Annotated in this window: 26 protein-coding genes and 1 tRNA gene; 14 read left to right on the forward strand and 13 right to left on the reverse strand. The window is 66.8% G+C overall.

The annotated features are described in order from the left end of the window. Positions 1–15 precede the first annotated feature (15 nt). The 4 genes from AC1RNQ_RS11700 (at position 16) to AC1RNQ_RS11715 (ending at position 4,003) form a co-directional block, all read left to right on the forward strand. Entirely contained in the window at positions 16–990 is a 975-nt protein-coding gene (locus AC1RNQ_RS11700) for a phosphotransferase family protein (protein ID WP_493171316.1), read from the forward strand. A 1-nt stretch (position 991) separates the two neighbouring features. Continuing rightward, positions 992–2,290 carry a phosphopyruvate hydratase gene (gene eno / locus AC1RNQ_RS11705; protein ID WP_493171317.1) on the forward strand — a complete coding sequence of 433 codons (1,299 nt, stop codon included), beginning with the start codon at positions 992–994 and terminating at the stop codon, positions 2,288–2,290. Then, positions 2,287–3,207 carry an NAD(P)-dependent oxidoreductase gene (locus AC1RNQ_RS11710; RefSeq protein WP_493171318.1) on the forward strand — a complete coding sequence of 307 codons (921 nt, stop codon included), beginning with the start codon at positions 2,287–2,289 and terminating at the stop codon, positions 3,205–3,207. The genes eno and AC1RNQ_RS11710 overlap by 4 nt, the downstream gene beginning before the upstream one ends. 103 nt (positions 3,208–3,310) lie before the next feature. Then, the gene (locus tag AC1RNQ_RS11715; protein WP_493171319.1) at positions 3,311–4,003 is read left to right on the forward strand and encodes an alpha/beta fold hydrolase; all 693 of its coding nucleotides are present in this window, start codon (positions 3,311–3,313) and stop codon (positions 4,001–4,003) included. 157 nt (positions 4,004–4,160) lie between these two features. On the opposite strand, the gene AC1RNQ_RS11720 is transcribed toward AC1RNQ_RS11715, so the two are convergent. After that, the gene (locus AC1RNQ_RS11720; RefSeq protein ID WP_493171320.1) at positions 4,161–5,219 is read right to left on the reverse strand and encodes a 5-methyltetrahydropteroyltriglutamate--homocysteine methyltransferase; all 1,059 of its coding nucleotides are present in this window, start codon (positions 5,217–5,219) and stop codon (positions 4,161–4,163) included. 79 nt (positions 5,220–5,298) lie between these two features. Between AC1RNQ_RS11720 and AC1RNQ_RS11725 the strand changes: the two genes are divergently transcribed. After that, positions 5,299–6,861: a long-chain-fatty-acid--CoA ligase gene (locus AC1RNQ_RS11725; protein WP_493171321.1), complete on the forward strand. Its 1,563-nt coding sequence runs from the start codon at positions 5,299–5,301 to the stop codon at positions 6,859–6,861. A gap of 219 nt (positions 6,862–7,080) precedes the next feature. On the opposite strand, the gene AC1RNQ_RS11730 is transcribed toward AC1RNQ_RS11725, so the two are convergent. The 6 genes from AC1RNQ_RS11730 to AC1RNQ_RS11755 all read right to left on the reverse strand — a co-directional run bounded on the left by AC1RNQ_RS11730 (position 7,081) and on the right by AC1RNQ_RS11755 (position 13,499). Next, a complete protein-coding gene (locus AC1RNQ_RS11730) occupies positions 7,081–7,674 on the reverse strand; it encodes a VOC family protein (protein WP_493171322.1) in 594 nt (197 codons plus the stop codon). A gap of 28 nt (positions 7,675–7,702) precedes the next feature. Continuing rightward, positions 7,703–8,311, reverse strand: a complete 609-nt coding sequence (locus AC1RNQ_RS11735) for a glutathione S-transferase family protein (RefSeq protein ID WP_493171323.1) — start codon at positions 8,309–8,311, stop codon at positions 7,703–7,705. A 59-nt stretch (positions 8,312–8,370) separates the two neighbouring features. Beyond that, on the reverse strand, positions 8,371–9,018 hold the full coding sequence (locus AC1RNQ_RS11740) for a carboxymuconolactone decarboxylase family protein (RefSeq protein ID WP_493171324.1): 648 nt from the start codon (positions 9,016–9,018) through the stop codon (positions 8,371–8,373). A gap of 9 nt (positions 9,019–9,027) precedes the next feature. Then, a complete protein-coding gene (locus AC1RNQ_RS11745; RefSeq protein ID WP_493171325.1) occupies positions 9,028–9,423 on the reverse strand; it encodes a nuclear transport factor 2 family protein in 396 nt (131 codons plus the stop codon). Between the two features lie 14 nt (positions 9,424–9,437). Then, positions 9,438–10,727 carry a spinster family MFS transporter gene (locus tag AC1RNQ_RS11750; RefSeq protein ID WP_493171326.1) on the reverse strand — a complete coding sequence of 430 codons (1,290 nt, stop codon included), beginning with the start codon at positions 10,725–10,727 and terminating at the stop codon, positions 9,438–9,440. A 399-nt stretch (positions 10,728–11,126) separates the two neighbouring features. Continuing rightward, on the reverse strand, positions 11,127–13,499 hold the full coding sequence (locus tag AC1RNQ_RS11755) for a TonB-dependent receptor (RefSeq protein WP_493171327.1): 2,373 nt from the start codon (positions 13,497–13,499) through the stop codon (positions 11,127–11,129). 123 nt (positions 13,500–13,622) lie between these two features. Here AC1RNQ_RS11755 and AC1RNQ_RS11760 point away from each other — a divergent pair, with 123 nt between their 5' ends. Then, on the forward strand, positions 13,623–14,129 hold the full coding sequence (locus AC1RNQ_RS11760) for a DUF3237 domain-containing protein (protein ID WP_493171328.1): 507 nt from the start codon (positions 13,623–13,625) through the stop codon (positions 14,127–14,129). 80 nt (positions 14,130–14,209) lie between these two features. Here AC1RNQ_RS11760 and AC1RNQ_RS11765 read toward each other — a convergent pair whose 3' ends face one another. After that, positions 14,210–15,373 (reverse strand): CaiB/BaiF CoA transferase family protein, encoded by a 1,164-nt coding sequence (locus AC1RNQ_RS11765; RefSeq protein WP_493171329.1) that lies wholly within the window; start codon positions 15,371–15,373, stop codon positions 14,210–14,212. 112 nt (positions 15,374–15,485) lie between these two features. On the opposite strand from AC1RNQ_RS11765, the gene AC1RNQ_RS11770 reads away from it, so the two are divergent. Next, positions 15,486–16,412: a hydroxymethylglutaryl-CoA lyase gene (locus AC1RNQ_RS11770; protein WP_493171330.1), complete on the forward strand. Its 927-nt coding sequence runs from the start codon at positions 15,486–15,488 to the stop codon at positions 16,410–16,412. Positions 16,413–16,512: 100 nt separating this feature from the next. Here AC1RNQ_RS11770 and AC1RNQ_RS11775 read toward each other — a convergent pair. Beyond that, a tRNA-Lys gene (locus AC1RNQ_RS11775) sits at positions 16,513–16,588 on the reverse strand. A 42-nt stretch (positions 16,589–16,630) separates the two neighbouring features. Further along, positions 16,631–17,167, reverse strand: coding sequence for a 2-amino-4-hydroxy-6-hydroxymethyldihydropteridine diphosphokinase (gene folK, locus AC1RNQ_RS11780; RefSeq protein WP_493171331.1), 537 nt, complete (start codon positions 17,165–17,167; stop codon positions 16,631–16,633). Positions 17,168–17,190: 23 nt separating this feature from the next. On the opposite strand from folK, the gene AC1RNQ_RS11785 reads away from it, so the two are divergent. After that, positions 17,191–17,880, forward strand: a complete 690-nt coding sequence (locus AC1RNQ_RS11785) for a uracil-DNA glycosylase (protein ID WP_493171332.1) — start codon at positions 17,191–17,193, stop codon at positions 17,878–17,880. On the opposite strand, the gene AC1RNQ_RS11790 is transcribed toward AC1RNQ_RS11785, so the two are convergent. Together AC1RNQ_RS11790 and AC1RNQ_RS11795 are read right to left on the reverse strand one after the other, a co-directional pair. Further along, positions 17,841–18,317 (reverse strand): RNA pyrophosphohydrolase, encoded by a 477-nt coding sequence (locus AC1RNQ_RS11790; protein ID WP_493171333.1) that lies wholly within the window; start codon positions 18,315–18,317, stop codon positions 17,841–17,843. The genes AC1RNQ_RS11785 and AC1RNQ_RS11790 overlap by 40 nt on opposite strands. Continuing rightward, a complete protein-coding gene (locus AC1RNQ_RS11795; protein ID WP_493171334.1) occupies positions 18,314–19,261 on the reverse strand; it encodes an alpha/beta hydrolase in 948 nt (315 codons plus the stop codon). The genes AC1RNQ_RS11790 and AC1RNQ_RS11795 overlap by 4 nt, the downstream gene beginning before the upstream one ends. Positions 19,262–19,458: 197 nt before the next feature. Between AC1RNQ_RS11795 and AC1RNQ_RS11800 the strand changes: the two genes are divergently transcribed. From AC1RNQ_RS11800 to AC1RNQ_RS11820, 5 genes are all read left to right on the forward strand, one after another. Then, positions 19,459–21,318 carry a 2-oxoacid:acceptor oxidoreductase subunit alpha gene (locus AC1RNQ_RS11800; RefSeq protein ID WP_493171335.1) on the forward strand — a complete coding sequence of 620 codons (1,860 nt, stop codon included), beginning with the start codon at positions 19,459–19,461 and terminating at the stop codon, positions 21,316–21,318. After that, entirely contained in the window at positions 21,318–22,367 is a 1,050-nt protein-coding gene (locus AC1RNQ_RS11805) for a 2-oxoacid:ferredoxin oxidoreductase subunit beta (protein WP_493171336.1), read from the forward strand. The genes AC1RNQ_RS11800 and AC1RNQ_RS11805 overlap by 1 nt, the downstream gene beginning before the upstream one ends. A 105-nt stretch (positions 22,368–22,472) precedes the next feature. Further along, entirely contained in the window at positions 22,473–22,808 is a 336-nt protein-coding gene (locus AC1RNQ_RS11810; RefSeq protein ID WP_493171368.1) for a GxxExxY protein, read from the forward strand. Positions 22,809–22,867: 59 nt separating this feature from the next. Beyond that, positions 22,868–23,818, forward strand: a complete 951-nt coding sequence (locus AC1RNQ_RS11815; RefSeq protein ID WP_493171337.1) for a metal-dependent hydrolase — start codon at positions 22,868–22,870, stop codon at positions 23,816–23,818. After that, positions 23,815–25,191: a cryptochrome/photolyase family protein gene (locus tag AC1RNQ_RS11820; protein WP_493171369.1), complete on the forward strand. Its 1,377-nt coding sequence runs from the start codon at positions 23,815–23,817 to the stop codon at positions 25,189–25,191. Before AC1RNQ_RS11815 ends, AC1RNQ_RS11820 begins: the two co-directional genes overlap by 4 nt. Here AC1RNQ_RS11820 and AC1RNQ_RS11825 read toward each other — a convergent pair. Continuing rightward, positions 25,181–25,594 (reverse strand): hypothetical protein, encoded by a 414-nt coding sequence (locus AC1RNQ_RS11825; protein ID WP_493171338.1) that lies wholly within the window; start codon positions 25,592–25,594, stop codon positions 25,181–25,183. The genes AC1RNQ_RS11820 and AC1RNQ_RS11825 overlap by 11 nt on opposite strands. A gap of 100 nt (positions 25,595–25,694) precedes the next feature. Between AC1RNQ_RS11825 and AC1RNQ_RS11830 the strand changes: the two genes are divergently transcribed. Beyond that, entirely contained in the window at positions 25,695–26,975 is a 1,281-nt protein-coding gene (locus AC1RNQ_RS11830) for a class I SAM-dependent methyltransferase (protein ID WP_493171339.1), read from the forward strand. Position 26,976 lies beyond the last annotated feature (1 nt).

Below are 26,976 nucleotides of genomic sequence, written 5' to 3' on the forward strand. Positions count from 1 at the left end.
ATGGGCAGAATTGTTATGGAAACGGCGGACGCCGACATCATCACCGCGCTGCGCGGAGCCGGGCTGGCGGGGGAGGGCGAGGTCGCCCTCGAGCCGCTGACCGGCGGCGTGTCGTGCGACGTGTGGAAGGTCGACAGCCCCGCCGGCCCGATCGTCGTCAAGCGCCCGCTGCCGCAACTGCGCGTCGCCGCCGAATGGCTCGCCCCCGTCGAACGCGGGACCAGCGAGGTGCGCTGGCTGCGCCGCGCGCGCGGCGTCGATCCGCATATCGCGCCCGAAGTGCTCGCCGAACTGCCGGGCCACGCCTTCGCGATGCGCTTCCTCCCCGGCCGCCCTGTGTGGAAGGACGAGTTGATGGCGGGCCGCGTCCACGCCGGTTTTGCTGCACAGGTCGGGAAGGGCATTGCGGCCGTCCACGCCGCCACGGCCTATAGCGACAGCGACCGCGCTGATTTCCCCAATGACGACATGTTCCGCGCGCTGCGCGTCGATCCCTTCCTGCTTTATGTTGCGCAGCATGACGCCGAACTCGCGCCCGCGCTGACGGCGCTCGCCGCGGATCTGTCGGGGCGCAAGATCGCGCTCGTCCATGGCGACGTCAGCCCGAAGAATATCCTCGTCGGCGCCGACGGTCCGGTCTTTCTCGACGCCGAATGCGCGGTCTATGGCGACCCCGCCTTCGACCTCGCCTTCTGCACCACGCACCTGTTGCTCAAGGCGGTCTGGTCGGGCGACGCCCGGCTGAACGCGGCCGCAGCCGCGCTCGTCGCCGCCTATCGCGCCGGCATCGATTGGGAAGATGCGGACGACCTGCTGCTCCGCGCGGGCAAGCTCACCGCCGCGCTGCTCCTCGCGCGCGTTGAGGGCAAGTCGCCCGCTCCCTATCTCACTGATCCCGAACACAAGCATATCGTGTGCGATCAAGCGCGCGCGCTGATCCGCGCGTCGCAACCCATCGACGCGCTCGCCGCCAATTGGAAAAGGATTTGAAATGACTTCGCCCATCGCCTCCGTCACCGGCCGCCAGCTCTGGGATTCGCGCGGCCGCCCCACGGTCGAGGCCGAAGTCACGCTCGCCTCGGGCGCCGTCGGCCGCGCCATCGCCCCCGCGGGCGCCTCGCGCGGCGCGCATGAGGCGATCGACCTGCGCGATGGCGGCACCGCCTTCGGCGGTTATGGCGTCGCGCGCGCGGTCGCGGGCATCGGATCGGAAATCGCGCGAGCGATCGCCGGCATGGACGCGCAGGATCAGGCGGCGGTCGACGCCGCGCTCTGCGCGCTCGATGGCACCACGAACAAGGCGCGCCTCGGCGCCAACGCTGTTGTCGCGGTGTCGATGGCGGTGCTCCACGCCGCCGCCGCCGATGCCCGCCAGCCTTTGTGGCGCTATCTCGCGGGCGATGCCAAGGTCCGCATCCCGCTGCCCGAAATCCAGATTTTCGGCGGCGGCGCTCACGCGGGGCGGCGCACCGATGTGCAGGACTTCATGATCATGTGCCCCACAGCGGGCAGCTTCCGCCGCGCCCTCGAAATCACCGACGATGTCTATCGCGCCGCGGGCAGGCTGATGGAGGCGAAAGGCCCGCTCAGCGGCGTCGCCGACGAAGGCGGGTGGTGGCCCAATTTCGCCTCGAACGAGGATGCGCTGGGCACGCTTGCCAAGGCGATCGAGGCGAGCGGCCACCGCGCGGGCGAGGATGTCTTCATCTCGCTCGACATCGCCGCCAACGAACTCGGCGACGCCTCGGGCTACAGCCTCGCGCTCGACGACGGGCGCATGACGAGCGAAGCGATGGCCGCGCGCATTATCGAATGGGCGGGGCGCTATCCGATCCTGTCGATCGAGGACCCGGCGGGGCAAGACGACTGGACGGCGATGGCTGCCGTCACCGCCGCGATCGGCGACCGGGTCCAGATCATCGGCGACGATGTGCTCGTCACCAATGCCGAACGCGTCGTCCGCGCCGCCGACGCGGGGGTGTGCAACGCCGCGCTGATCAAGGTTAACCAGGTCGGCACCGTCACGGAGGCCAAGGCCGCGCTCGACGCCGCCGTCGCGCGCGGCTGGGGCGCGATCGTCTCGGCGCGCTCGGGCGAGAGCGAGGACGTCACCATCGCGCATCTCGCGACCGGCTGGAACGCCGGGCAATTGAAGGTCGGCAGCTTCACCCGGTCCGAGCGCATGGCGAAGTGGAACGAGATGCTGCGCATCGAGGAGGCGATGGGCGCCGACGCGGTGTTCGCGGGCTTCTCGGCCTTCGCGGGCTCCATCGGCGCGGTGAAGGCATGATCGTCCTCCACGCACGCCCCAGCCCCGGCTTTCGCGACGCGGTCGACACGATCTTCGGCGCGGGCGTCGTGACGCATGTCGACGAGGCCGCCCCGCTCGACGACGTCGCGCCCGAGATCACCGCGCTGCTCCACGTGCTGACCCCGGTGACCCCTGATTTCATCGCCGCGGCGTCCAAGCTCAAACTGATCCAGAAACTCGGCGTCGGGGTCAACACCATCGCGCTCGATGCCGCGCGCGAGCATGGTGTCGCGGTGTGCAACATGCCCGGCACCAACAGCCAGGCGGTCGCCGAAATGGCGCTGTCGCTGATGACGGCGGTGCTGCGCCGCACCTGCTTCTTCGACGCGCGCACTCGCGCCGGGGAGGGTTGGACCGCCGACCCGTCCGAGCTCGATCAGGTCGGCGAGATCGGCGGCCGCACCATCGGCCTCGTCGGCTTCGGCCATTCGGCGCAGCTTCTCGCCCCCGCGCTTGCCGCGTTCGGTGCGAAGATCGTCTACACCGCGCGCAGCAAGCGCGACGTGCCTTACGAATTCTTATCGCTCGACCGCCTGCTCGGGGAAAGCGACATCGTCTCGCTGCACATCCCGCTCACCGACGAAACGCGCGCCAGCATCGATCCCTTCGCGATGAAGAAAGGCGCGGTGCTGATCAACACCGCGCGCGGCGAACTCGTCGATCAGGCGAAACTGGTCGACGCGCTGACCAGTGGCCATCTCCGCGGCGCCGGCCTCGACGTCTTCGCCGAGGAGCCGCTGCCGCGCGGCAATCCGTTGCTCGGCCTGCCCAACGCGGTGCTCGCCCCGCATATCGCCTGGCTCACCCCCGAAACGCTCGTGCGCAGCCTGACGGTGGCGCATGAAAATTGCCGCCGCCTCGCCGCCGGTGAATCTCTGTTGCACCAAGTCATATGAAAAACCCCGTCATTGCGAGCGCAGCGAGGCAATCCAGAGCGGTTTACGCCTACTCTGGATTGCCTCGCTGCGCTCGCAATGACGACCTATTGGATCGCCAACCATGACTCTCCCCATCGTCCTCATCACCGGCCAGCTTCTGACCGACGCCGTCTGGCAACCTTTGCTCGACGCCTGGTCCGACCGCGAGATCATCGTCGCCGACAATCAAAGCGACGACACGATCGATGGTTTCGCCCAGCGCCTCCTCGACAACGCCCCGCCTGAATTCGTCCTCATCGCCCACGCGATGGGCGGCTTCGTTGCGTTCGAGATCATGCGCCGCGCCCCCGAGCGCGTCGTCAAGCTCGCGCTGATCTCGACGCTGGCCTCCGCCGACGGCCCCGCGCAGACCGCGCGGCGGCAGGGCTATATCGACCTCGTCGAGAGCGGAAACTTCGACCAGGTCGTCGAGGAGCGCATCCCGATCCTCTTCCCCGAGGAAAAGCGCGGCGACGCTCGCCTGCTCGGCATCGCGCGCCGGATGGCAGCGGACACCGGCGCCGACACCTTCCTCGCCCAGCAGCGCGCGATCATGGCGCGCATCGACAGCCGCCCGCGCCTCGGCGAGATCGCCGTGCCGGTGCTGCTGATCTGGGGCGAAAAGGACGGCATCACCAGCCGCGCGCATCATGACGAAATCTTGGACGCGATCCCCGGCGCGCGGCTTGAGGTGATCGCGGGAGCCGGGCATCTGCCGACGGTCGAGGCACCGGAGGTTGTGGTGCCGTTGCTAACCGACTTTATCGACGCATAATCCGTCATCCCCGCGTAGGCGGGGATCCAGCTTTTTCTTTCTTCGTGCCTTTGCGCCTTTGCGTGAGATTTTTCTGGTTTCACGCAAAGGCGCAAAGGCACGAAGAAAAGACAAAAAAGAGAGCTGGATCCCCGCCTACGCGGGGATGACGGCGGGGCTATTTCAACTCCGCCCGCACCATCGCGGCCCCATCGACCATCGCCTTCAGCTTGGCCTGGCTATGCGCCCTGCTGTGGTACTTCATCCCGCAATCGGGCGCGATCCACAGCCGTTCGGCATCGACGTAACGCAAAGCCTCACGAATGCGCCCCGCGACTGCCTCGGGTGTCTCCACCTCGGGGATCGACAGGTCGAGCACGCCGTACATGATCGTCTTGGTCGGCAGCTCGGCGAGGATCGACGGGTCGAGCCCCGGCTGCGCCGCCTCGATCGAGATCACGTCGATTGCTGACGCCTCGAGCTCGGCAAGGAAGTCGTATGCCTTGGGCTTCGGCCCCGTCGCGCCCGCGCCATGGTGCACCAGCGCATAGCCGAAGCAGATGTGCAGCGCGGTCGTGCCGCCGACCCCGTCGAGCGCGCGGTTGATCGACTCGATCGCATAGGCATTGGCCTCGGCGGCGCGCGCCTGCAGATAGGGTTCGTCGAGCTGCACCACGTCGACCCCCGCCGCGAACAGGTCCTTCACCTCGGCATTGACCGCGTCGGCATAGTCCATCGCGAGCGATTTCGCGTCGGGATACCAGCCATTCTCGGCCTGCTGCGTCATCGTGAACGGGCCGGGCAGGGTGAGCTTCACCGGTCGCGCCGAATGGCGCCGCAGGAACGCCGCATCCTGCGCCTCGATCGGCGCCACCCGCCGGATCGGGCCCGAGACGAGCGGTACCGGGTTGGCGTTGCCGGTGCGGTCGATCGCGGTGCCGTGCTTCTCGGTATCGATCCCCGACAGCGCGGTCGCGAGCCGGTTCGAGTAACTTTCGCGCCGCATCTCGCCGTCGCCGATAATGTCGATGCCGACCTCCTCCTGGTCGCGGATCGCCATCAGCGTCGCGGCCTCCTGCGCGTCGGCCAGCCAGGGTTCGGGGATGCGCCACAAGGTCTCGGCGCGCACCCGCGGCGGCAGGCTCGCCTTCAGCCGCTCGCGGTCGATCAGCCAGTCGGGCTGGGGGTAGCTTCCGACGATCGTTGTCGGCAATATGGGGTGGTCGAACAAGGCCAATCCTCTCGATTTTTGGGCTGGCCAAACATTTGCTTAGTATTCTATCTAATTCAAGAAAAATGAACCGAGGGAGAGCGAAATGATCGATCTGGATGCCATCCGGACCCTGGCCCACATCCCGGGCGCGCAGGCGCGCGTGCGCGGCGACGCGATCGCGGTGAAATATGGCGAGCGCGAAACCAGCTTCAGCGAACTCGACCAGCGCTCGAACCGCGTCGCCAACGCGCTGATCGCCGCGGGTATCCAGCCCGGCGACCGCGTCTCGGCGCTGACCAAGAACCATGACGCCTGGTATCCGCTCTTCTTCGGCACCGCGCTCGCACGCGCTTGTTTTGCGCCGATCAACAACCGCCTCGTGCCCGCCGAGGTCGGCTTCATCGTTGGCGACGCCGCGCCCGAATATCTCTTCGTCGGCGAGGATTTCTTCGACTGCGCGCTCGCTGCGGTCGCCGGCCTCGCGAACCCGCCGCGCCTGGTCGCGCTCTATGGCGAGCATCCGCAATTCACCCCGTTTGACCAGTGGCTCGGCGACGCCTCCGACGCCGCGCTGCCCGGCCCCGACCTCGCCGACGATGTGCTGCAACTCTACACCAGCGGCACCACTGGCCTGCCCAAGGGCGTCGTGCTGACCCACCGCAACTACCGGAGCTTCCTTGAGGCCGCGACCGAGGTCGACGGCTTCGCCTATGGCGAGGACGAGACGGTGATCATCGTCATGCCGCTCTTCCACGTCGCGGGTACCAACGTCAGCTTCTCGGGGCTGGCGCAGGGCGGCCGCCTGCTGCTCGTCAAGGATTTCACCCCCAACGACGCGATCCAGATGCTCCGTCACGAGCGCGTCGCCCACGCCTTCCTCGCCCCCGCGATGATCCAGATGATGCTGATGCAGCCCTCGGCGACCGCCGGCCGCTATCCCGCGCTCAAGTCGATCGCCTATGGCGCCTCGCCGATCGCCGAGGACGTGTTGCGCCGCGCGCGCAGCGCCTTTGGCTGCGACTTCGTGCAATTCTACGGCATGACCGAATCCGCCGGCGGCGGCTCCTATCTGTCGCCCTCTGCGCACGATATTCCCGGCAAGCTCACCTCGTGTGGCAAGCCCTGGCCGAACGTCGACCTCGCGATCCTCGACGGCGAGGGCAGGGAACTCGGCGACGGCGAGATCGGCGAGATCGCGATCCGCGGCGGGATCGTGATGAAGGAATATTGGAACCGCGCCGCGGCGACCGAGGAGACGCTCGCGGGCGGCTGGCTCCACACGGGCGATGTCGGTTACCGCGACGCCGACGGCTTTTATTTCGTCCACGACCGCATCAAGGACATGATCGTGTCGGGCGGCGAGAATGTCTATCCGGCCGAGGTCGAGAGCGCGATCATGGGCTGCCCCGGCGTCGCCGACGTCGCGGTGATCGGCGTCCCCGACGACAAATGGGGCGAGTCGGTGAAGGCGCTCGTCGTCGCCTCGGCGGGCGGCGCGCCCGATCCCGCCGCGGTCATCGCCTGGGCACGCGAACGCATCGCGGCGTACAAGGCGCCCAAGAGCATCGACTTCATCGAAGCCCTCCCGCGCAACCCCTCGGGCAAGGTCCTCCGCCGCGAACTCCGCGCGCCCTATTGGGAAGGCAAGGGCAGGGCGGTGGGGTGAGCGGCGATCCTCCCCGGCACGGGGAGGGGGACCATCCGAAGGATGGTGGAGGGGCAGGTGCGTCCTTATCCCTCCGTCACGGTCTTGGCGAAGTGTAGACCGCCTGTACCCCTCCACCAGCTTCGCTGGTCCCCCTCCCCGTGCCGGGGAGGATCGCCGCTCTCAAAAAAGGCCCAATGCTCGCACACCGGGCCAAGAGGAGTAGCTGGGGAGGAGCTGTTATTCCGCCGGCACCGGCGTCCGCCGGGTGATGAAGCCTTCGCGCTTCGTCCCGTCGGCCTGCACCGGGTCGTGCGCGACGTCGCTCTCGTCGAACACTTTGGTCCACGCGGCGAATTCCAGGCACACGCCGTCGGGGTCGAAGAAATAGACCGAGCGCACGAACACCCCGGGGTGCAGTTCGTCGGTCGACTGCATCGGGCTGTCGTCGTGGTTCAGGATCTTGCTGACTTCGATCCCCTTCTCGACCAGCCGGTTGTAATAATCGTCGAATTTGTCGGCGCGTATGTTGATCGCGATATGGTTCATCGACCCGTGCGCCGACACGAAGCTGCCCTGCGTCGGCAGATGCGCCGGCGCCGAAATGCCCGGTACCGCCTCGGGCGCCTCGGGGAACCAGAAGAATGCCAGGCTGTCGCCATTGCCGATGTCGAAGAAGAAATGCTGGCCGCGCCCGCCGGGCAGGTCGATCGTCTTGGTCAGCGGCATGCCCAATATGTCGCGATAGAATTCGACCGTCTTCGCCATGTCCTTGCACACCAGCGCCAGGTGGTTGACCCCCAGAAATTCGAACTCGCTATTCGCTGCAGCCATGATCGGTCTCCTTGTGCATTCCATATATTCAGGTCGTGGGACGCGCCTTTATCCGCGCGTACCAGGCGATGACGTTGGTCGCCGAGGCATCGATCGGCTGGCCGACCGAAATCCCGAAATCGAGGAAGGCGAAAAGCATCAGGTCGGCGAGCGTCAGCCGCTCGCCGGCGACGAACTCGCGCCCCGCGATCAGCGGGTCGAGCCAGCGCACCCCGTCCTGCGCGGTCGCCTTCAGCCCCGCCGCCGCTTCGGGCAGGCAGCGCAGCCGCGGCTCGAACAAGGGCAGCCCCTCGGCGAAGCGAAAGCCGTTGGTCAGCGGCTCGCAGATCTTGAGGTCGATGCGCCGTGTCCACATCCGCGTCGTTGCGCGCTCCTCCGCGCTCGTGCCGATCAGCGGCGTGTCGGGGAACACTTCTTCCAAATATTCGCAGATCGCGGTGATCTCGGTGATCACCGACCCGTCGTCGAGCTCGAGCGCCGGGGTCTGCCCCGCGGGATTGACCTCGATCGTATAGGGCGCCCGCCGGTTCTCGCCGCCGCGCAGGTCGACCTCGACCGCGGGGATCTCGATACCCTTTTCGGCCATGAACAAAGTCACGACGCGCGGGTTGGGGCCGATGGAGTTATAAAATTTCATGCCCATCCTCTCGTTTCTTTCTTATCGCATCGGTGAATAATCGTCAAGTAGATTGACGGTTATTCACCCGCCGGCCGCGGCGCGCTCAGGAAGTCGGCGGCGCTGAAGCCCTCGGGCGCCGCGACCTCGACGATCGGGTCCTCGCGTGCGTCATATTCCATGCGCAGCGCGCGGGTGATCACCGCGTGCATGTCGTACAGGCAGGTGATGTAGGTGAATTCGAAGATCTGCTCGTCGTTCCAGAAACTCTTCAATTTCTCGAAGACCTCGAGCGGCACGCGCCCGCCCGCCTGGCTCAGGCAATCGGCATAGGCGAGCACGCTACGTTCCTGCTCGTCATAACAATCGGCGACGGTCCAATAGGCGATCGCCGCGATCTTTTCCTCGCTGACGCCCAGCCCGCGCAGCGACTTGCAATGCTGCGAAAAGACGAACTGGCTGCCCTTGACCCACCCCGCGCGCGTCTGGCCCAGCTCGCGCAGCACCGGATCGATCGTGCGCGCCGGGTTGCGATACACCGCGAAACCCTTGACCGCATGCTCGAAGATGTCGGGCGACAGCGCGAACACCGTCCACCAGTCGCCCGGCGTGCCGGTCGCGGTGCCCGGCTCGGCGACGGGGTCGCGCTCGCCGAACAGGCGGTTGTAATAAGCGAGGACGGTCTCGTCGGTGACTTCCGAGCGGGGAACCTGGCGCAGGACGGGCATAAAAACTCCTCAGGCGTTGGCGAATTTGCGGAACTCGGCGACATGCGCGCTGTCGAAATATTCGTCGAGGCGCGTGATCCGGCCGCCCTCGACCTTGCAGACGATCGCGCAGGGCAGGCGCACCGCGCCGCCGTCGTGCGTGCGCACGCCTTTCAGCACATGCTGCTGCACGAAACCGCCGGGAAAGACGGTCAGCCGGCGGTCGGCATATTCGCGCTCGCCGATCCGGGCGACCATGCCGGTCAGCGTCGCCGCGGTCTGGTCGCGCGTCACGGCCAGCTCGTCGGTGTTGTGCCAGATCTCGGCATCGGGGGCGAAGCTTTCGCGCATCGTCTCGATATCGCCCGCCTCGATCGCGTCGAAGAAGCGCGTCGCCATAGCGCGGATCTCGTCCAGCTCGCTCATCTTGCTCTCCATCATCAGGCTGCGAAATCCCGCTCCAGATGCCGTGTCATCGCCAGCTGCGCCGCGCACGCCGCGAGCGCGAAGGGCATCAGCGCGATCAATCCCCAGCGCAGGCTGTCGATACCATATTCGGGCTTCAGCGCATCGCTGACGAAGCCGACGAACAGCGGGCCGAAGCCCAGCCCGATGATGTTGAACATCAGCATCAGGATCGACGTCGCGGTGGCGCGCGCGCGCGGCGGGGTCAGATTCTGCACCAGCGCCAGCGACGGCGCGATATAGAAGGTGCAGGCGGTCAGCGGCACCACCATCAGCGCCAGCACCGCGGGCCAGCCGTCGAGCATCAGCGCGGCGATCAGCGACGGGATCAGGATCGCGGTCGCGATCGCCGGGACCAGCCCATAGGCGCGCGGCGATTTGCGCGACAGCCGCGCCACCAGCCAGCCGCCGCCCAGCGTCCCCGCGGCGAAGGTAATGCCCGCGACGGGCGCGAACCACGTCCCCATCGCGGCGAGCGGCATGCCCTGCACGCGCATCAGATAGGCGGGGATCCAGTTGAGCATCCCATAGCTCACGAAGGCGGCAAAGGCGGTCGCGGGCAGGACCAGCATCAGCGAACGGCGCTCGCCGAACAGCGCCAGCGCGCGCGAAAAGGGTACCGCCTCGTCGCTCGCGCCCTTGTCCATCTGGCCGCGCGTGGGTTCGCGCACCAGCCAGATCAAGAGCGGCCCGACGACGATGCCCACCGCGCCGATCAGCAGGAAGGCGTTGCGCCAGCCGATCGTCGACGCCGCCCAGGCACCGAAGGCCGCGCCGACGAACACCCCGAACGGCCCGTTGCAGGTGAACAGCGCCATGACGATCGGGCGCCGGTGGGGCGGATAATAATCGGCGAGCACCGACACCGACGGCGCGGTGCCGCCCGCTTCGCCCGCCCCGACGCCAAAACGCATGAGGGCCAGCTGCCAGAAATTCGACACCAGCCCGCACGCCGCGGTGAAGCCGCTCCACACGATGCACGCGATGCCGACCAGCTTCACGCGGTTCCAGCGGTCGGCGAGGATCGCGACCGGCACGCCCATGCCGGCATAGAAAAGCGCGAAGGCGAGGCCGGTGAGCAGCCCGAACTGCGTGTCACTGAGCGCGATATCGGCGCGGATCGGCTCGATCAGCATCGCGAGCAGCTGGCGGTCGACGAAATTGATCGTGCCGACCACAAACAGCATCGCCAGCGCGACGTTGCGCCGCAGCGCAAGCCCGCTGTCGGGCGCCGCGGCGCCGTGGAGGGTGGTGGCCTCGCTCATAACTCTCCCTGACAACATGAGTCTTCGCCCGAAAAATACTTAGGTATTTAAGTTTATCTGTCAACGCGCTTTACGGTGGCTGGGAGTCATAAGCGATCCTCCCCGGAACGGGGAGGGGGACCACCCGAAGGGTGGTGGAGGGGCACATGAGGTTTGCGCGGGGATGAAGCGAAAAGCTCCTCATTTCCGGCAATGGTTCCGTGATGCGCGACCTCGACGGCAAGGCAAGCCGACTGTGCCCCTCCACCATGCTTCGCATGGTCCCCCTCCCCCTGCGGGGGAGGATCGCGCCTAGCCACCCTATCTCGGCTGCCAAGGAAAAGCCCCTCCGCCCGCGGGGGCAGGGGGCCCTCGTCCGTGGGACCCGGACGTGGAAAGGAGCGCCGTCCGGCCCTCCGCTCAGAAGCTCGCGCCGAGCGTCAGGCCGAAGGTCCGCGGCGCGTTGTAGAAGCGCTGGGTGAAGAATTGCGCGGTCGGGGTCAGCGCCGCGACATAGGTCTTGTTGGTCAGGTTCTTGCCCCACAGCTGCGCGCGGAACCGCCCGTCCGCGCTCTCCCAGCCGATCGATCCGTCGAACAGGGTGAAGTCGCCGGTCTTGCCCGCCAGGTCGTTGGCGACGGTCGAATAATAGGTGCTGCGATAGAGCATCGACGCGCGCAGGTTGATCGTCCCCGCGCTGCCCAGCGGCACGCTATATTCGGCCGAGAAATTGGTCTGCCACTTCGGCGCGCGGACCAGCTTCTTGCCCCTATGGTCGACGTCGACCAGATAGGTGCCGTTGGGCAGCAGCGTGACGTCGCCGCAGGTAGAGGTCGGCGGGGTCGGGAAGGCCGATGGGCCGTCGATGTCGGCGCAGAAGTCGGTATATTTCGCGTCGAGATAGCCGACATTGGCCGACAGGCGGAAATCCTGCGTCGGCTTAAGCGTCGCCTCGAGCTCGAGGCCCTTGGTGGTCGCCGAACCGATGTTGAGCTGCGCGGTTTCCTGCCCCGACGCGACATTGGGGTTGGGGAAGAAGACCCCGAATTCGAGCTGCTTGAACTTGGTCACGAAGCCCGTGAGGTTGAGCCGCAGCAGATTGTCGAAGAAATCGCCCTTGAAACCCGCCTCGAACAGGTCGGCGGTATTGTCCTCGGTCGGCCCCGCGGTGGTCGTCGTCGCCGAGCGCGCGCCGAAGCCGCCGCCCTTATAGCCCTGGCTGAAGCCGGCATAGACCATGACGTCGTCGGTCAGGCGATAGTCGATCCCGGCCTTGAAGGTCATGCGGTCGCGGTCGTAGCCGAGCTTGAACGCGCGGCCGGCGGCGAGGTTGGTGTTGGCGATCGCCTCCATCTCGGCGAGCGATTTCACCACCGAGCGCGAGCTGAAGAAGGCGGGCGACAGCAAGGTCCCGGTCGGGTCGCGGAAATAATCCTTCGATTCCCAGCTCTGCCGGACCCCCAGCGTGACGTTCAGCCGGTCGGTGATGCCATAGATCGCCTGCGCGAACAGCGCCTTGGCCATATTGTCCTGCGTGACGAAATCCTGGCTGCCGAAGCGCAACGCCGGTGCGAGCAGCACGGGGAGCGTCGGAAAAGCCTGCGCCAGTTCGAAGCTCTGCTTGAGGAAATAGCCGCCGAAGACGAGGTTCAGGCGGGCGAGCGCGTCCGTGCGGTCCGAGAAATCGGACTGCAGGCGCAGCTCCTGGCTGAACTGGCGGTGCGATTGCAGGCGGAAAGTCGGGAAGAAGAAAATCTCCGACTGGTCGAAATCGCTGTCGTTGAAATCGTCGGTCTCGATATAGCCGGTGATCGACTTGGCCTGCCACGACCCCATGTCGAGCCCGATGTTGCTGATCAGGCCCAGCTGGTCGGTGTCGTGGTCGGCGGGGAAATCGCGCCCGATCGTATAGGCACCGTCGTTCGGCTCCTCGAAGCGGAAGACCTGCCATAGCAGCTGGTTGCGGTTCGGCGCGGCGTCGCCGCCCGGCGCGCTCGACCGGTCGCGCAGCAGGAACGCCTTCAGATTGATGTCGAGATTGTCGGTCGGGGTGAACACCACCGTGCCGCGCAGCGTCAGCCGGTCCTGCCCGCCGATCTTCTTGCCGTTCAGGCGGTTGGTGAAATAGCCGTCATAGGTTTCCTTGTTCAGCACCAGCCGCACCGCCAGCGTGTCCTGGATCAGCGGCATGTCGACCGCGGCGCGCGCGTCCATGCGGCCGTAATTGCCGACGGTGATTTCGGCCTGCACGCCCCAGTCGCGCCCCGGGTTCTTGGTATAGGCCGCGATGCCGCCCGCCAGCGAGTTCTTGCCGAACGACGTCCCCTGCGGGCCGCGCAGCACCTCGATGCGGTCGAGGTCGAAGGTGTCGAGCATCGTCGCGACCGGGCGTGTGACATAGACGCCGTCGATCGACACGCCGACCGGGCTTTCCTCGGTCGATTCGATGCCCTGCGCGCCGAGCCCGCGGATGAAGATCGCCGCCGAGTTCGAGAAGGTCGCGACCGGCTGGATGCTAATGTTCGGGGTCGAGGGGGCGAGATCGGTGATGTCGCGCGCCGCGATATTGGTCAGCTGCTCCTCGCCGAACGCCGAGATCGCCTGCGGCACGTCCTGCAGCGTTTCGTTGCGGAAACGCGCGGTGACGATGATCTCGTCGGTGCCCGCATCGTCGGCGGTTTCGCCGGTGTCGGCGGGGGCGGCGCTGTCCTGCGCGCTCGCCGGCGCGGCCAAGGCCAGCACGGCGGCCGACGCGGCGCCCGACAACAGAATCCGGTTGCGAATATTCATCATGACCCTCCCATTGATATGCTGCCGACGGTGCCGGAAATGCCCTCCGGTCCGTCAATCTGATTGACCCTTAGTATACTAATTGTTTTATGCTTGTCCAGAGCCCCACGAGCAGGAGTCGAAAGAATGGAGCAGGAAAAGAAAGCGGGCGCGGCTGCGCCACTGGCGAGCCGCCCGCTGTGCACGGTGGAGTTCGAGGTCGGGGGTGGCATCTTCGGCATCGGCGCTTCGCCCTTCGGCGACCAGCGCGTCGGCTATGTGACGGGCGGGCGATTTTTCGGGCCGCGAATCAATGGCATCATACTGCCGGGCGGCGGCAACTGGTCGCGCGCCGGGCGGCTGGCCACGGGCGAAGCGGTCGGCACCTTCGACGCGCGCGCGGTGTGGCAGACCGACGACGGCGCGCTCATCTACCTCACTTACAATGGCCGCAGCGTCGTTCCCGACGCCGTCCGCGCTGCCTTCGCCGATCCCGCCGCGCCGCCGGTCGACCCGTCGTTCTATTATCTGCGAATCGCCCCGGTTTTCGAAACCGCGAGCGAGAAATACGGCTGGCTGAACGGGCTGCTCGCGGTCGGCGTCGGCGAGCGCACCGGTTTCGGCGTCCGCCACCAGATCCACGAGATACTCTGATGATCGACCTTCATTATGCGATGGGTCGCTCCCGCCCCGTCGCGAACACCCGCCCCTTTACGCGGGCCACGATCATCGCCTCAGCCCTCCCGGCCGAGCCACCGTTTCAGCACCTCGGGCCCATCCTGTCCGACGATCAGCGGGGCAGGGCGCCGCACGCTTCCTGGGGTGCCTGACAATTTCGGGAACACCCCCTGCATCGTGACTTCGCCCAGCTCCGCATCCGCCACCGTCACCAGCGCCTCGCGCGCGGCGAAATGCGGGTCGGCGAGCATATCCTCGGCGTCGTAGACGCGCCCCGCGGGCACTGCCGCCTCGAGCATCTTGGCTTCCAGCTCGGCGATCGTCAGCGTCGCGGTCCATTCGCCGATCAGCGCATCGAGCTCCTCCTGCCGCGTACCCCTTGCCCGGTGTGTCGCATAACACTCGTCGGTTGCCAGCTCGGGCCGCCCCATCGCCGCCGCCAGCCGCGCGAAGACGCCGTCCTGGTTCGCACCGATCAGATATTCACCGTCCTTGCACGGATAGACGTTCGATGGCGCGATCGCGGGCAGCGTCGACCCGGTGCGCCGCCGCTTCACGCCGCTCGCCGAATAGTCGGACACCGTCGATTCCATCACCTGCAGCACCGCCTCGTACAGCGCCGAATCGACGATCTGGCCCTCGCCGGTCCTGCTACGGTGGTGCAGCGCCGCGAGCGCGCCTAGGCAGCCGTAGGTCGCCGCGAGCGTGTCGCCGATCGACACCCCCATGCGCGCGGGGGGCAGTTCGGGATAGCCGACGATCCCGCGCCACCCGCCCATCGCCTCGCCGATCCCGCCGAAACCCGCGCGCGCCGAATAGGGGCCTGTCTGGCCGTAACCCGACACGCGCACGACGATCAGTCCGGGGTTGGCCTTGCGCAGCTCCGCGGGGTCGAGGTTCCATTTCTCGAGCGTGCCGGGGCGGAAATTCTCGATCAATATGTCGGCCTTGGCGATCAGCTCGCGCGCGAGCTGCTGCCCCTCTTCGCTGCGCAGGTCGACCGCGACCGAATATTTGTTGCGCGCGATCACGCGCCACCAGCTCGGCTTGTCGCCCTGGCCCCAGTGGCGCATCTGGTCGCCGCCGCCGGGCGGCTCGAGCTTGACGATCTCGGCGCCCATGTCGCCGAGCAGCTGGCCGCAAAAGGGGCCCGCGATCAGCTGCCCCATCTCGACGACCTTCACCCCGTCCAGCGCCCCGGCGCCGCTCGTCTCCGTCATATCATTCCCTTCGGGCCCATATTTCGCCTAGGAAGGGACCGCCCGCGGTCCTCCTCATCCCTGTGGCCATAATATACTTAGAATGCTATGTAATTGGCAACCGCAATCTCGGATGAGCGTGAAGATAGGCATAATCGTGAAGCAGAGCAGCATCGAAATCGTCGAAGTCGGCCCCCGCGACGGCCTGCAAAATGAAGCGCTTGCGGTCTCCACCGCCGACAAGCTCGCACTGGTCGAGCGCGCCATCGCTTACGGTGCACGCCGCATCGAGGTGACCAGCTTCGTCAACCCGAAGAAGGTCCCGCAACTCGCCGACGCCGAGGATTTAGTGGCGCTTCTGCCCGATCGCGACGACGTCACTTACGTGGGCCTCGTCCTCAACCGCCGCGGCGCCGAACGCGCGCTCGCGACGGGCCGCATCGACGAACTCGGCGCGGTGTGCGTCACCAGCGACAGCTTCGGCATCCGCAACCAGGGCCAGACCTCCGACGAATCGCTCGCCGCCGCGATCGAGATCGTTGCGCTGGCAAAGCAAACAGGCCGCAGCGGCCAGATCACCATCGCGACCGCCTTCGGCTGCCCCTTCGAAGGCGAGGTCGCGATCACCCGCGCCGTCGACATGGCCAAGCGCGCCGCCGACGCCGCACCGCGCGAGATCGCGCTCGCCGACACCATCGGCGTCGGCGTGCCCTCGCAAGTGTCCGAAATGGTCGGCCGCGTGCGCGAAGCGGTGGGCGACCTCCCAGTCCGCGTGCATTTCCACAACACCCGCAACACGGGCCTCGCCAATGTCTGGGCCGCGGTCGCCGAGGGCGCGACCACCGTCGACGCCTCGCTCGGCGGCCTCGGCGGCTGCCCCTTCGCCCCCGGCGCCGCAGGCAACGTCCCGACCGAGGATGTCGTCTACATGCTCGAACGCGCTGGCGTGGCGACCGGGCTGGCGCTGCCCGCCATCGTCGAGGCGGCGACCTGGTTCACGGGCGTGATGGGTCGTCCCTTGCCCGCGATGGTCAGCAAGGCGCCGGCGTTTCCGGGATGACGGGGAGGGGAGTGGTGAGCCCTGCTGGGTTTGAACCACGCCCAATCGGCTTGGCGATTGGGCCGGACAAGACTCGCTGGTTCGCCGATAAAGGGTTGGATGGTGAGCCCTGCTGGGTTCGAACCAGCGACCTACTGATTAAAAGTCAGTTGCTCTACCGACTGAGCTAAGGGCCCCATCGCGGCGCCACAAAGGCTGCCTCGAAGTGAGCCGCCGCCCTAGTGCGCCGATGCGCGGCGGTCAACCGGCTTTGCCCGCACCAGCCGCGCCGCGAGCTGGCGGACGCTGCGGCCGAGCAGCGGGTGCTGCCAGTCGGGCGCGACCGCGCGCAGCGGGCCGAGCACGAAAGCGCGCTCCGTCATTGCGGGGTGCGGGATGGTCAGCGCGGCGTCGCTCCACGCGCCGCCCGACCAGAGCAGGATATCGAGGTCGAGCGTTCGCGCGCTCCAGCGCTGACCGGTGCGGCGCCCGAAATCGGCTTCGATCGTTTGCAGCCGTTCGAGCATCGCGGGCGGCGACAGCGGCGAGGCGATGAGCGCGACCGCATTGGCATAGCGTCGCCGCGAGGGGCCGACGGGGTCGCTCGCGATGATCGGACTCGCATCGACGGGTTCGATATCGTCGCCCTCGAGCGCCGCGAGCGCGGCCATCAGCACCCCCCGCGGATGGCCGAAGCGCGCGTGGCGGCGGTTCGAGCCTAAGCCGATGGCATAGAGGGCCAAGGGAGTCTGCGAAGGCGGCGTTGCGTCGGACATGGCCCAGCGCCTATCGCAGCGGGGTGGAGATTGTAAGCCCCCTGCCGGGAACCGAGCCGCCGTGCGATTGCCCGCGCTGCCCGCGGCTGGTCGCGTTTCGCGAGCAATGCCACGCCGACTATCCCGACTGGTGGAACGCCCCGGTCTACGCTTTCGGCGATCCCGGCGCCTGGCTCGCGCTCGCGGGGCTCGCGCCGGGCAAGCATGGCGCCAACCGCACCGGGCGCCCCTTCACCGGCGACTATGCCGGCGACCTGCTCTTCGTGACGCTCGCCGAATTCGGGCTCAGCCGTGGCGCGTATGATGCGCGCATCGACGACGGGCTCACCCTAGACGGCGCGATCATCGTCAACAGCGTCAAATGCCTGCCGCCGCAGAACAAGCCGACGCCGCAGGAAATCGCCGCCTGCCGCCCCTTTTTCGAAGCGCAGATGGCGGCCTTGCCCAGCGTCCGCGTGGTGATCGCGCTGGGCCGGATCGCCCACGACGCCGCGGTGCGCGCCGCGGGCGGCCGCCTTGCCGCCTTTCCCTTCGCCCATGGCGCGGTCCACCGGCTCCCCGATGGCCGCCATCTCGTCGACAGCTATCATTGCTCGCGCTACAACACGAACACTGGCCGCCTGACGGCCGACATGTTCGCCGACGTCTTCCGCACCGCGTTCGCGCTAAGGGATCAGACCAGCGGCCCGAATTCCTCGACCAGCCCGCGATAAAGCGCGCGCTTGAACGGCACGATCAGTTTCTCGATTTCGTTCAGCTCGGCCCATTTCCATGCGCGGAATTCCTGGTGCCTGGTGTGGATATTCACGTCGCCGTCGTCGCCCATGAAGCGCATCAGGAACCAGTGCTGGCGCTGGCCGCGATATTTTCCACCCCACATCTTGCCGATCAGATGGTCGGGCAGGTCGTAGAAATATTCTTCCTTGCTGCGCGCGATGATCTCGACCAGCCCGCCGTGCACCCCGGTCTCCTCGCCCAGCTCGCGGATCGCCGCCTGTTCGGCATCCTCGCCGGGGTCGATCCCGCCCTGCGGCATCTGCCAGGCTTCGCTGGTCGTATCGAGCCGCTGGCCGACGAAGATGCGCCCGTCGCGATTGGCGAGCATCACGCCCGCGCAGGGGCGATAGGGCAGGGCGCTGTGATCGATCATGCGGCCGCACCAGCCTCGGCGACCAGCGCCTTCAGGATCGTCAGCGCGCCCTTGATGTCGTCCTTGGCGCTCGGGATCGCCTGCGACAGGTTGATATAGCCATGAATGGTGCCCGCACCCTCGCGGTACACGGTGGTCACCCCCGCCGCGACCAGCTTGGCGGCATAGGCACGCCCCTGATCGCGCAGCGGGTCGAGCCCCGCGGTCACCAGCACCGTCGGCGGCAGGCCCTCGGCGGGGAAATCGAGCGGCGACGCGCGATAGTCGCCCGGGTCGGCGGCATAATGATTGCCGAACCAGGTCATGCTGCCCTGCGTCAGCAGATGCCCCTCGCCGAAATCGCGATAGCTCTGCCAGTCGTCGTGCGTCGTCACCGCGGGATAGATCGGATGGATCGCCAGAACCGGCTTCGACGCCGGCGTGTCGCGCAGCGTCAAAGCGGTCGCGATGGTCAAATTGCCGCCCGCGCTCTCGCCCGCGAGCACCAGCCCCGTGCACGCGATATTGTCGGCGACCCAGCGCGTCGCCGCCTCGCAATCCTCGGGCGCGGCGGGGAAGGGATGTTCGGGCGCGAGGCGGTAATCGACCGCGACCACCGGCATGTCGAGCTGCCGCGCCGCCTCGGCGCACCAGCCGTCGTGCGTGTCGAGGTCGCCGATCACCCAGCCGCCGCCATGATAGAAGACCAGCACCGGCCCGACTCCGCGGTCGGGGCGCGTATCATAGAGCCGCACGGGAATTTCGCCCGCGGGTCCCGGAATGGTGCGATCCTCGACCTTCGCGATCTCGCCGCGCGGGCTGTCGGCCATCTGCGTCATCACCCGGAACATCTCGCGCGCGCCCTCGGGCGGCAGCTCCTCCATCTTCGGGCCTTCCTGCGCGTTCAGGAAGGCGAGGAAGCCCGCGACATCGGGGCGCGTATAATGGGTGGGGCCGTCGGTCATCTCAGTCTCTCCCGCTTTTATAGTTGCCCCCGCTATTCGGCATCGCGGCCGATAATTCAATGGCAATTGGCAACCGATCGCGCCGCTCGCGCCGCGCATTCGCTTTGCAGCGCACAATTTTTTCTGAATTGCGGCCCGTGCCGTAGAGGCCTAGGCCACTGTCACAGGTTCGCAAGATTCAAAGGCAGACAGAAAAAATGGCGAGTGCGGTAGAGGACCGGGCCGACGATCGGCAGTCCCCCCTTTCGGACGCAGTGGTAGTCAGATTTGCAGGCGATAGCGGCGACGGGATGCAGCTGACCGGCGGTCAGTTCACCCTCTCGTCGGCGCTCGCGGGCAACGACTTCGCGACCTTCCCCGATTTCCCGGCGGAGATCCGCGCGCCGCAGGGCACGCTCTTCGGCGTCTCGGCGTTCCAGATCAATTTCGGTTCCTCGGCGATCGAGACCGCGGGCGACGCGCCCGACGTGCTCGTCGCGATGAACCCCGCGGCGCTCAAGACCAATGTGCCCCAGCTCAGGCAGGGCGGCCTGATCATCGCCGACGAGGGCGAGTTCAACGACCGCAACCTCGCCAAGGCGAAATATGACGCCAACCCGCTCGACGACGGCAGCCTCGCCAAATGGCAGCTCCTCAAGCTCAACATCAGCCAGCTCACCATGGACGCGGTCAAGCCCTTCGGCCTCGGCAACAAGGAAGCCTTGCGCTGCAAGAATATGTGGACGCTGGGACTTTCGCTCTGGATGTTCGACCGCGACCGTCAGCCGCTGATCGACTGGCTCAATGCCAAATTCGCCAAAGACCCGAACCTAGCCGCCGCCAACGTCGCCGCGCTCAACGCCGGCCACGCCTATGGCGAGACCGCCGAGCTCGCGGGGCCGCTCAAGCAGCATCATGTCGATCCCGCCCCCGTCGCGCCCGGCCTCTACCGTACGCTGACTGGCGCCGAGGGCATCGCGCTCGGCCTCGTCGCGGGCGCGCAGCTCGCGAAGCTGCCGATGTTCTTCGGCGGCTATCCGATCACGCCTGCTTCGGCAATTTTGCATCACCTGTCGCGGCTCAAGGAATATGACGTCACGACCTTCCAGGCCGAGGACGAGATCGCGGCCATCTGTTCGGCGATCGGCGCCAGCTACGGCGGTTCGCTCGGCGTCACCAGCTCGTCGGGGCCCGGCATCGCGCTGAAGGGCGAGGCGATGGGCCTCGCGATCATGACCGAACTGCCGCTCGTCATCGTCAACTCGCAGCGCGGCGGCCCCTCGACCGGCCTGCCGACCAAGACCGAGCAGTCGGACCTCTACCAGGCGGTCTACGGCCGCAACGGCGACGCGCCGATGCCGGTGATCTCGGCACGCTCGCCCGGCGACGCCTTCGAATGCGCGATCGAGGCGGTTCGCATCGCGGTGCAATATATGACCCCGGTGATGCTGCTCACCGACGGCTATATCGCCAACGCTGCCGAACCCTGGGCGGTGCCCGACCTGACGAGCTATGAAGCCTTCCCGGTCGAGTTCCTCACCGAAGTGCCCGAGGACGGCTTCAAGCCCTATGGCCGCGACGAAAAGTTGAAGCGTCCGTGGGTCAAGCCCGGCACGCCGGGCCTGCTCCACCGCATCGGCGGGATCGAGAAGGAAATCGATACCGGCCACATCAACTATGAGGCGTCGAACCATCAGGCGATGACCGACATCCGCAAGGCCAAGGTCGACGGCGTCAAGGTGCCCGACCAGGTCGTCGAACTCGGCGCCGAGGGTGGCAGGCTCGCGGTCGTCGGCTGGGGCTCGACCTTCGGCCCGATCCACCAGGCGGTGCGCCGCAAGCGCGCCGAGGGCGCCGACGTCAGCCACATCCACATCCGCCACATCTGGCCGCTGCCCGCCAATCTCGGCGAGCTTTTGAAGAGCTATGACAAGGTGATCGTGCCCGAAATGAACACCGGCCAGCTCAAGACCGTGCTGCGCGACCAATATCTGGTCGATGCGAAGCCGGTGAACAAGGTGTCGGGCCAGCCCTTCACCATCGCCGAAATCGAAGCCGCGATCGAGGAAGCCCTCTGATGAACGAGATGACCACCATCGCACGCCCGACGACGCTCAAGGATTGGGAAACCGATCAGGAAGTCCGCTGGTGCCCCGGCTGCGGCGACTATGCGATCCTGAAGGCGGTGCAGCGCACCATGCCCGAAATCGGCACCGCGCCCGAGAATACCGTGTTCATCAGCGGCATCGGCTGCTCGTCGCGCTTTCCCTATTATATGGAAACCTATGGCTTCCACACGATCCACGGCCGCGCGCCGGCCTTCGCGACGGGGCTGAAGCTCGCCAATCCGGGTCTCGACATCTGGATCGTAACCGGTGACGGCGACGGGCTGTCGATCGGCGGCAACCACACGATGCATCTGATCCGCCGCAACCTCGATTGCCAGATCATGCTGTTCAACAACGAGATCTATGGCCTCACCAAGGGCCAATATTCGCCGACCAGCCGCGTCGGCACGTCCAGCCCCTCGACGCCCTATGGCTCGGTCGACCGTCCCGCACAGCCCGCGGCCTTCGCGCTCGGCGCCGGCGCGCGCTTCGTCGCGCGCGGCTTCGACGTGTCAAAGAAGCTGCCCGACGTGCTGAAAGCCGCGCATGCGCACAAGGGCGCGGCCTTCATCGAAATCTTCCAGAACTGCATCGTCTACAACAAGGATGTGTTCGAGGATTTCGCCGCCCCCAAGGGTGCCGAGGACCGCCAGCTCTGGCTCGAGAACGGCGAACCGATGCTCTTCGGCAATGAAAAGACTGGCGGCACCAAGGGCATCGCGCTCGACAATGAGGAACTGCACCTCAAGGTCGTCGACGTCGTAGACGGCGACTGGCAGTCCGCGGGCGTGATCGTCCACGACGTCACCAACCGCAGCGTCGCGCACATGCTCGTCGAAATGCGCTTCGGCGAATTCCCGATGGCCCTCGGCGTCCTCTACGACGACCCCCGCCCGACCTTCGAAGCCGACGTCTGGCGCCAGAACAAGGCCGCGGCCGAAGGCAAGAAAGCCGACCTCCAGAGCCTGCTCAAAAAGGGCCAGACCTGGACGGTAACCGAGGGCGGGCCGGAGTTGTAAAAGACTCGCACAAAGCCACGAAGCCACAAAGGGGGCCGGTTTGACGACGGATGTTGAAGAACTGGCCCGGATGGCGCTGACTGCGGTTACAAGCTACATCGGGAAATCGGGCCGGGCCTCCTCGAAACGGTCTACGAGCTTCTGCTTGCCGAGTTCCTGGTTGAGTGCGGGCTCCGCGTGGAGCGGCAAAAGATCGTCCCGATCATCTTTCGCGGCAAATTGCTCGACGAGACCTTCCGCGTCGATCTTCTGGTCGAGAACCGGCTGGTGATCGAACTCAAATCGACCGAACGCCATGCCCCGGTGCACGCCAAGCAGGTGCTGACCTATCTCCGCCTGATGGACCTGCCCCTCGGACTGCTCATGAACTTCGGCGCACCCAGCTTCAAAGAAGGCGTCAAGCGCCTCGCCAACGACTATTATCGTCCCTTGAGCCCATAAACCCCTTTGTGGCTTCGTGGCTTTGTGCGAGTCATTTCCAGACACAAGATCGAGGTAAAATGGACAACCTGACCCACAGCCTAGTCGGTGCCGTGCTCGGCCAGATGGGGCTCAAGAAGAGGACCGGGCTCGCGATGCCGACGCTGGTCATCGCGGCGAATATCCCCGATATCGACGCTGCCTGCGCCGCCTACGGCCAGCTTTCGCTGTCGATGCGCCGCGGCATCACCCATGGCCCGATCGCGCTGATCCTCCTGCCGGTCCTGCTCTGGGCGACGATGATCGCGTTCGACAGCTGGCAGACCAGACGCGGCAAGCGCCCCGAAAACCGCTTGCCCATCCATAAGGGTTGGCTGCTCGCGCTCGCTTATGTGGGCTGCCTCAGCCACCCCGCGCTCGACTGGCTCAACAATTACGGCATCCGCCTCCTCGAGCCTTTCAGCCATCGCTGGTTCTACGGCGACAGCATCTTCATCATCGACCTGTGGATCTGGATCGCGCTCGGCCTGTCGATCTGGCTCTCGCTGCGCCGCGAGCGCGCGAAGGTCGCGGCGTGGACGCGTCCCGCGTGGGTCGGCTTCACTGCGGTTTGCGCCTATATCCTCTTCAACGGCGCAATCACCGGTACCGCCGAGCGCGAGATCGCCGCGGTGCTCCACGGCGGCGGCCATCCCGACGCGCTCGTCGTCGCCAGTCCGCCGCCGCTGATATTCTGGAAACGCGACGTCTTCTGGCGCAGCGGCGACCGTTACGGCAGCGCCAGCTTCGACCTCGGCGCGGGCGGCAATGTCGACATCAGCGGTACGCCCACCGGCATGGAAGACCCGCGCGTCGCGCCGATGATCGCCACCAGCCCCGTCGCGCAGGCCTTCCTCTTCTGGTCGCGCATGCCCGTCGCCAAATTCGACGCAAAGGGCCGCCTGATCCTCTCCGACCAGCGCTTCGGGAACCCGCTCAGCCGCGGACAGTTTGAGGTCATCATCGACCCTCAGCCGGAAGCCAAGCCCTGACCAAGCCCTCGATCGTCTGGTTCCGCCGCGACCTTCGCCTCTCCGATCAGGCCGCGCTGCTCGCCGCCGCGTCGGCGGGCCCGGTAATTCCCGTCTATATCCTCGACGACGAAACGCCGAAGCATCGCAAGATGGGCGCTGCGTCGCGCTGGTGGCTCCACCACAGCTTGGCCAGCCTCGACGCGAGCCTGCGCGAAAAAGGCTCGCGCCTGATTCTGCGCCGCGGCAAGAGCGACGAGCAACTGGCTCGAATTGCAGAGGAATGCGGGGCATGGCAGGTCCATTGCCTGCACCATTACGAGCCTTGGTGGCGTAACGCCGAGCGCGCCGTAGGCAAGCGCCTCGACCTCATCTGCCACGACGGCAATTATCTCGCCCCACCGGGTTCGGTCACCACCGGCACCGGCGGCCTGTACAAGATCTACACCCCCTTCTGGCGCGCGCTCAAGGAGCGCATGCCGCCCCCGCCGCCGACCAACCGCCCGCGCGAGATCGCCGCGCCGCCGAAGTGGCCGGCTTCGGACAAACTCGCCGACTGGAACCTCCTGTCCACCAAACCCGACTGGGCCACGGGATTCGGCCGCGCATGGACCCCAGGCGAAGAAGGCGCACGCACGCGCGTGGCCGATTTCGTCGACGAAGCGGCCGATTACGACCGCCGCCGCAACCTTCCGTCGGAGGAAGGCAGCTCGCGCCTCTCTCCCCATCTCCACTTCGGCGAAGCCTCCCCCGCCTACGTCTGGCGCCGCATATCCGAAGCCTCTGGAAATACGGATGTTTTCTTGAGCGAGATCGCCTGGCGCGATTATGCCCAGAATGTCATCCTCCAATTCCCCGACTACGGCGCCCGCAACGCCCGCGAGGCGTTCGACGCTTTCCCATGGTACACCGGAAAGTCCGCCGACGAAGACCTCAAAGCCTGGCAGCAAGGCCGCACCGGCTACCCGATCGTCGACGCCGGCATGCGCCAGCTCTGGGCGACCGGCTGGATGCACAACCGCGTCCGGATGATCGCCGCGAGCTTCCTCATCAAGCATCTGCTGATCGACTGGCGCCGCGGCGAATTATGGTTCTGGGACACGCTCGTCGACGCCGATTACGGCAACAACGCCGTGAACTGGCAATGGACCGCCGGCACCGGGGTCGACTCGAACATGTTCCCGCGCATCATGGCGCCGCTCACCCAGTCGGAGAAATTCGACGCGGCGGACTATATCCGCGCGTGGGTGCCCGAACTCGCGGGTCTCGACGGCACAGCCATCCACGATCCCGACGCGCACGGCGCGCGCCCGCCGGCCTATCCCGAAAAGCGCATCGGCCACCGCGAGGCGCGCGAACGCGCGCTCGCGGCCTATGCGCGAATCAAGGGCTGACGCGCGGCCGGCTCAGCGGGATCGCGATCGCCGCGGCGACCACCGGCAGCACGACCGCCGCGATCACCATCCACACGGGATGCGGGAACATCGTCGTCGTGACGACGCTCAGCGCGATCATGATCACGCCGATCACCCAGGCATAGAGCGGTTTCTGCCCGATCTTCGCCGCGACGACAGCCCCGGCGAGCGACCCGAAGAACCAGGCGACCACGACTGCGATCTTCGCGCCGAGCGGGATCACGCTCATCAGCTTCGCCTGATCCTCGGGCTTCATCGGGTCGAGCCCGGGCGGCGGCGGAAAGATCATATGGCCGAGACCCTCGAGCAGGGCGACGACGATAAAGGCGGCGACGACGCCCGCCACGACGGCAACGATGGCGCGAACGATGGGATTCTGCATGCTACGACCCTCCCCGCGGCGACAAATAGCGGCCTCCCGGCGCCGCGACAACGGCATATGGCGGATTGCGCTTTAACCTTGCTTGCGCGACAAGACGCTTATGAACACGCATGTCAGGCGGAAGCGCGGGGGAGCGCTGCTTCAGGCGGACCGGGCCTTCCGCTCGGGCGGGGTGGCTGCGGCGCTGATGGCGCGCGCGCCTGCGGCCTTTTTCCACCGTCGGCTCGACCGCATCGACGCGGGGCTCGAACATGGCACGCTCGAGGGGCATCTGCCCGACGGCAGCATTCGCATCCTCGGCGGCCGCGGCCGCGGCCCCACCGCGGTGGTGTATCTGCACAGCTGGGCCGCGCTGGTACGGCTCGCGCTCTCGGGCTCGGTCGGCTGGTACCGCGCGTGGGACAAGGGCGAATGGTCGTCGCCCGACCCGGTGCCGCTGTTCGACCTCTTCATGCGCAACGGCGAGACGCTGGGCAATGCCGCGCGCTCGCGCGGGCCGTGGCGCTGGGTCAACCGCGCCGCGCATTTCCTCAACCGCAACAGTCGCAGCGGCGCAAAGCGCAACATCCATGCGCATTACGACCTCGGCAATGATTTCTACCGTCTGTGGCTCGACGCGGGGATGAACTATTCGAGCGCGCTGTTCGCCGACCCCGGCCAGTCGCTGGAAGAGGCGCAGGCCGAAAAGCTCGACGCGATCCTCGACCGGCTCGATCTCCGCTCGGGCAGCCGGCTGCTCGAAATCGGCTGCGGCTGGGGCGCGCTTGCCGAACGCGCGGTCGAGCGCCACGACGTCCTCTACACCGGCATCACCCTCTCGCCCGCGCAGGCCGAGGTCGCCGACGCTCGGCTCGCTGCGGTCGACCTGTCGGCGCGCAGCCGCGTCGAGCTTTGCGACTATCGCGACGCGCAGGGTCCTTATGACGCCATCGCCAGCGTCGAGATGGTCGAGGCGGTGGGGCAGGAATATTGGCCCGCCTATCTGGACGCGATCGCGCGGCTGCTCCGTCCGGGCGGCAAGGCCGCGATCCAGTATATCCTCATCGATGACGCGCTGTTCGAACGCTACGCTGCCAGCAGCGATTTCATCCAGGCCTATATCTTCCCCGGCGGCTGCCTGATCTCCGAAAGCCGTTTCCGCGCGCTGGCCGAGGCGCGCGGGCTCGCCTGGCGCAACGTCCGCCGCTTCGGGCGCGACTATGCCGAAACCTTGCGGCTGTGGCGCGAGGGTTTCGACAAGGCGGTGGGCGAGGGGCGCCTGCCGCCGGGCTTCGACGATCGTTTCGTGCGGCTCTGGCGCTATTATCTGCAATATTGCGAGGGGGGCTTTCGCGGCGGCGGCATCGACGTCGCGCAGGTCACGCTCGAAAAAACAGCCTGAA

It is taken from the genome of Sphingopyxis sp. GW821-FHT12F08, from assembly GCF_058806755.1.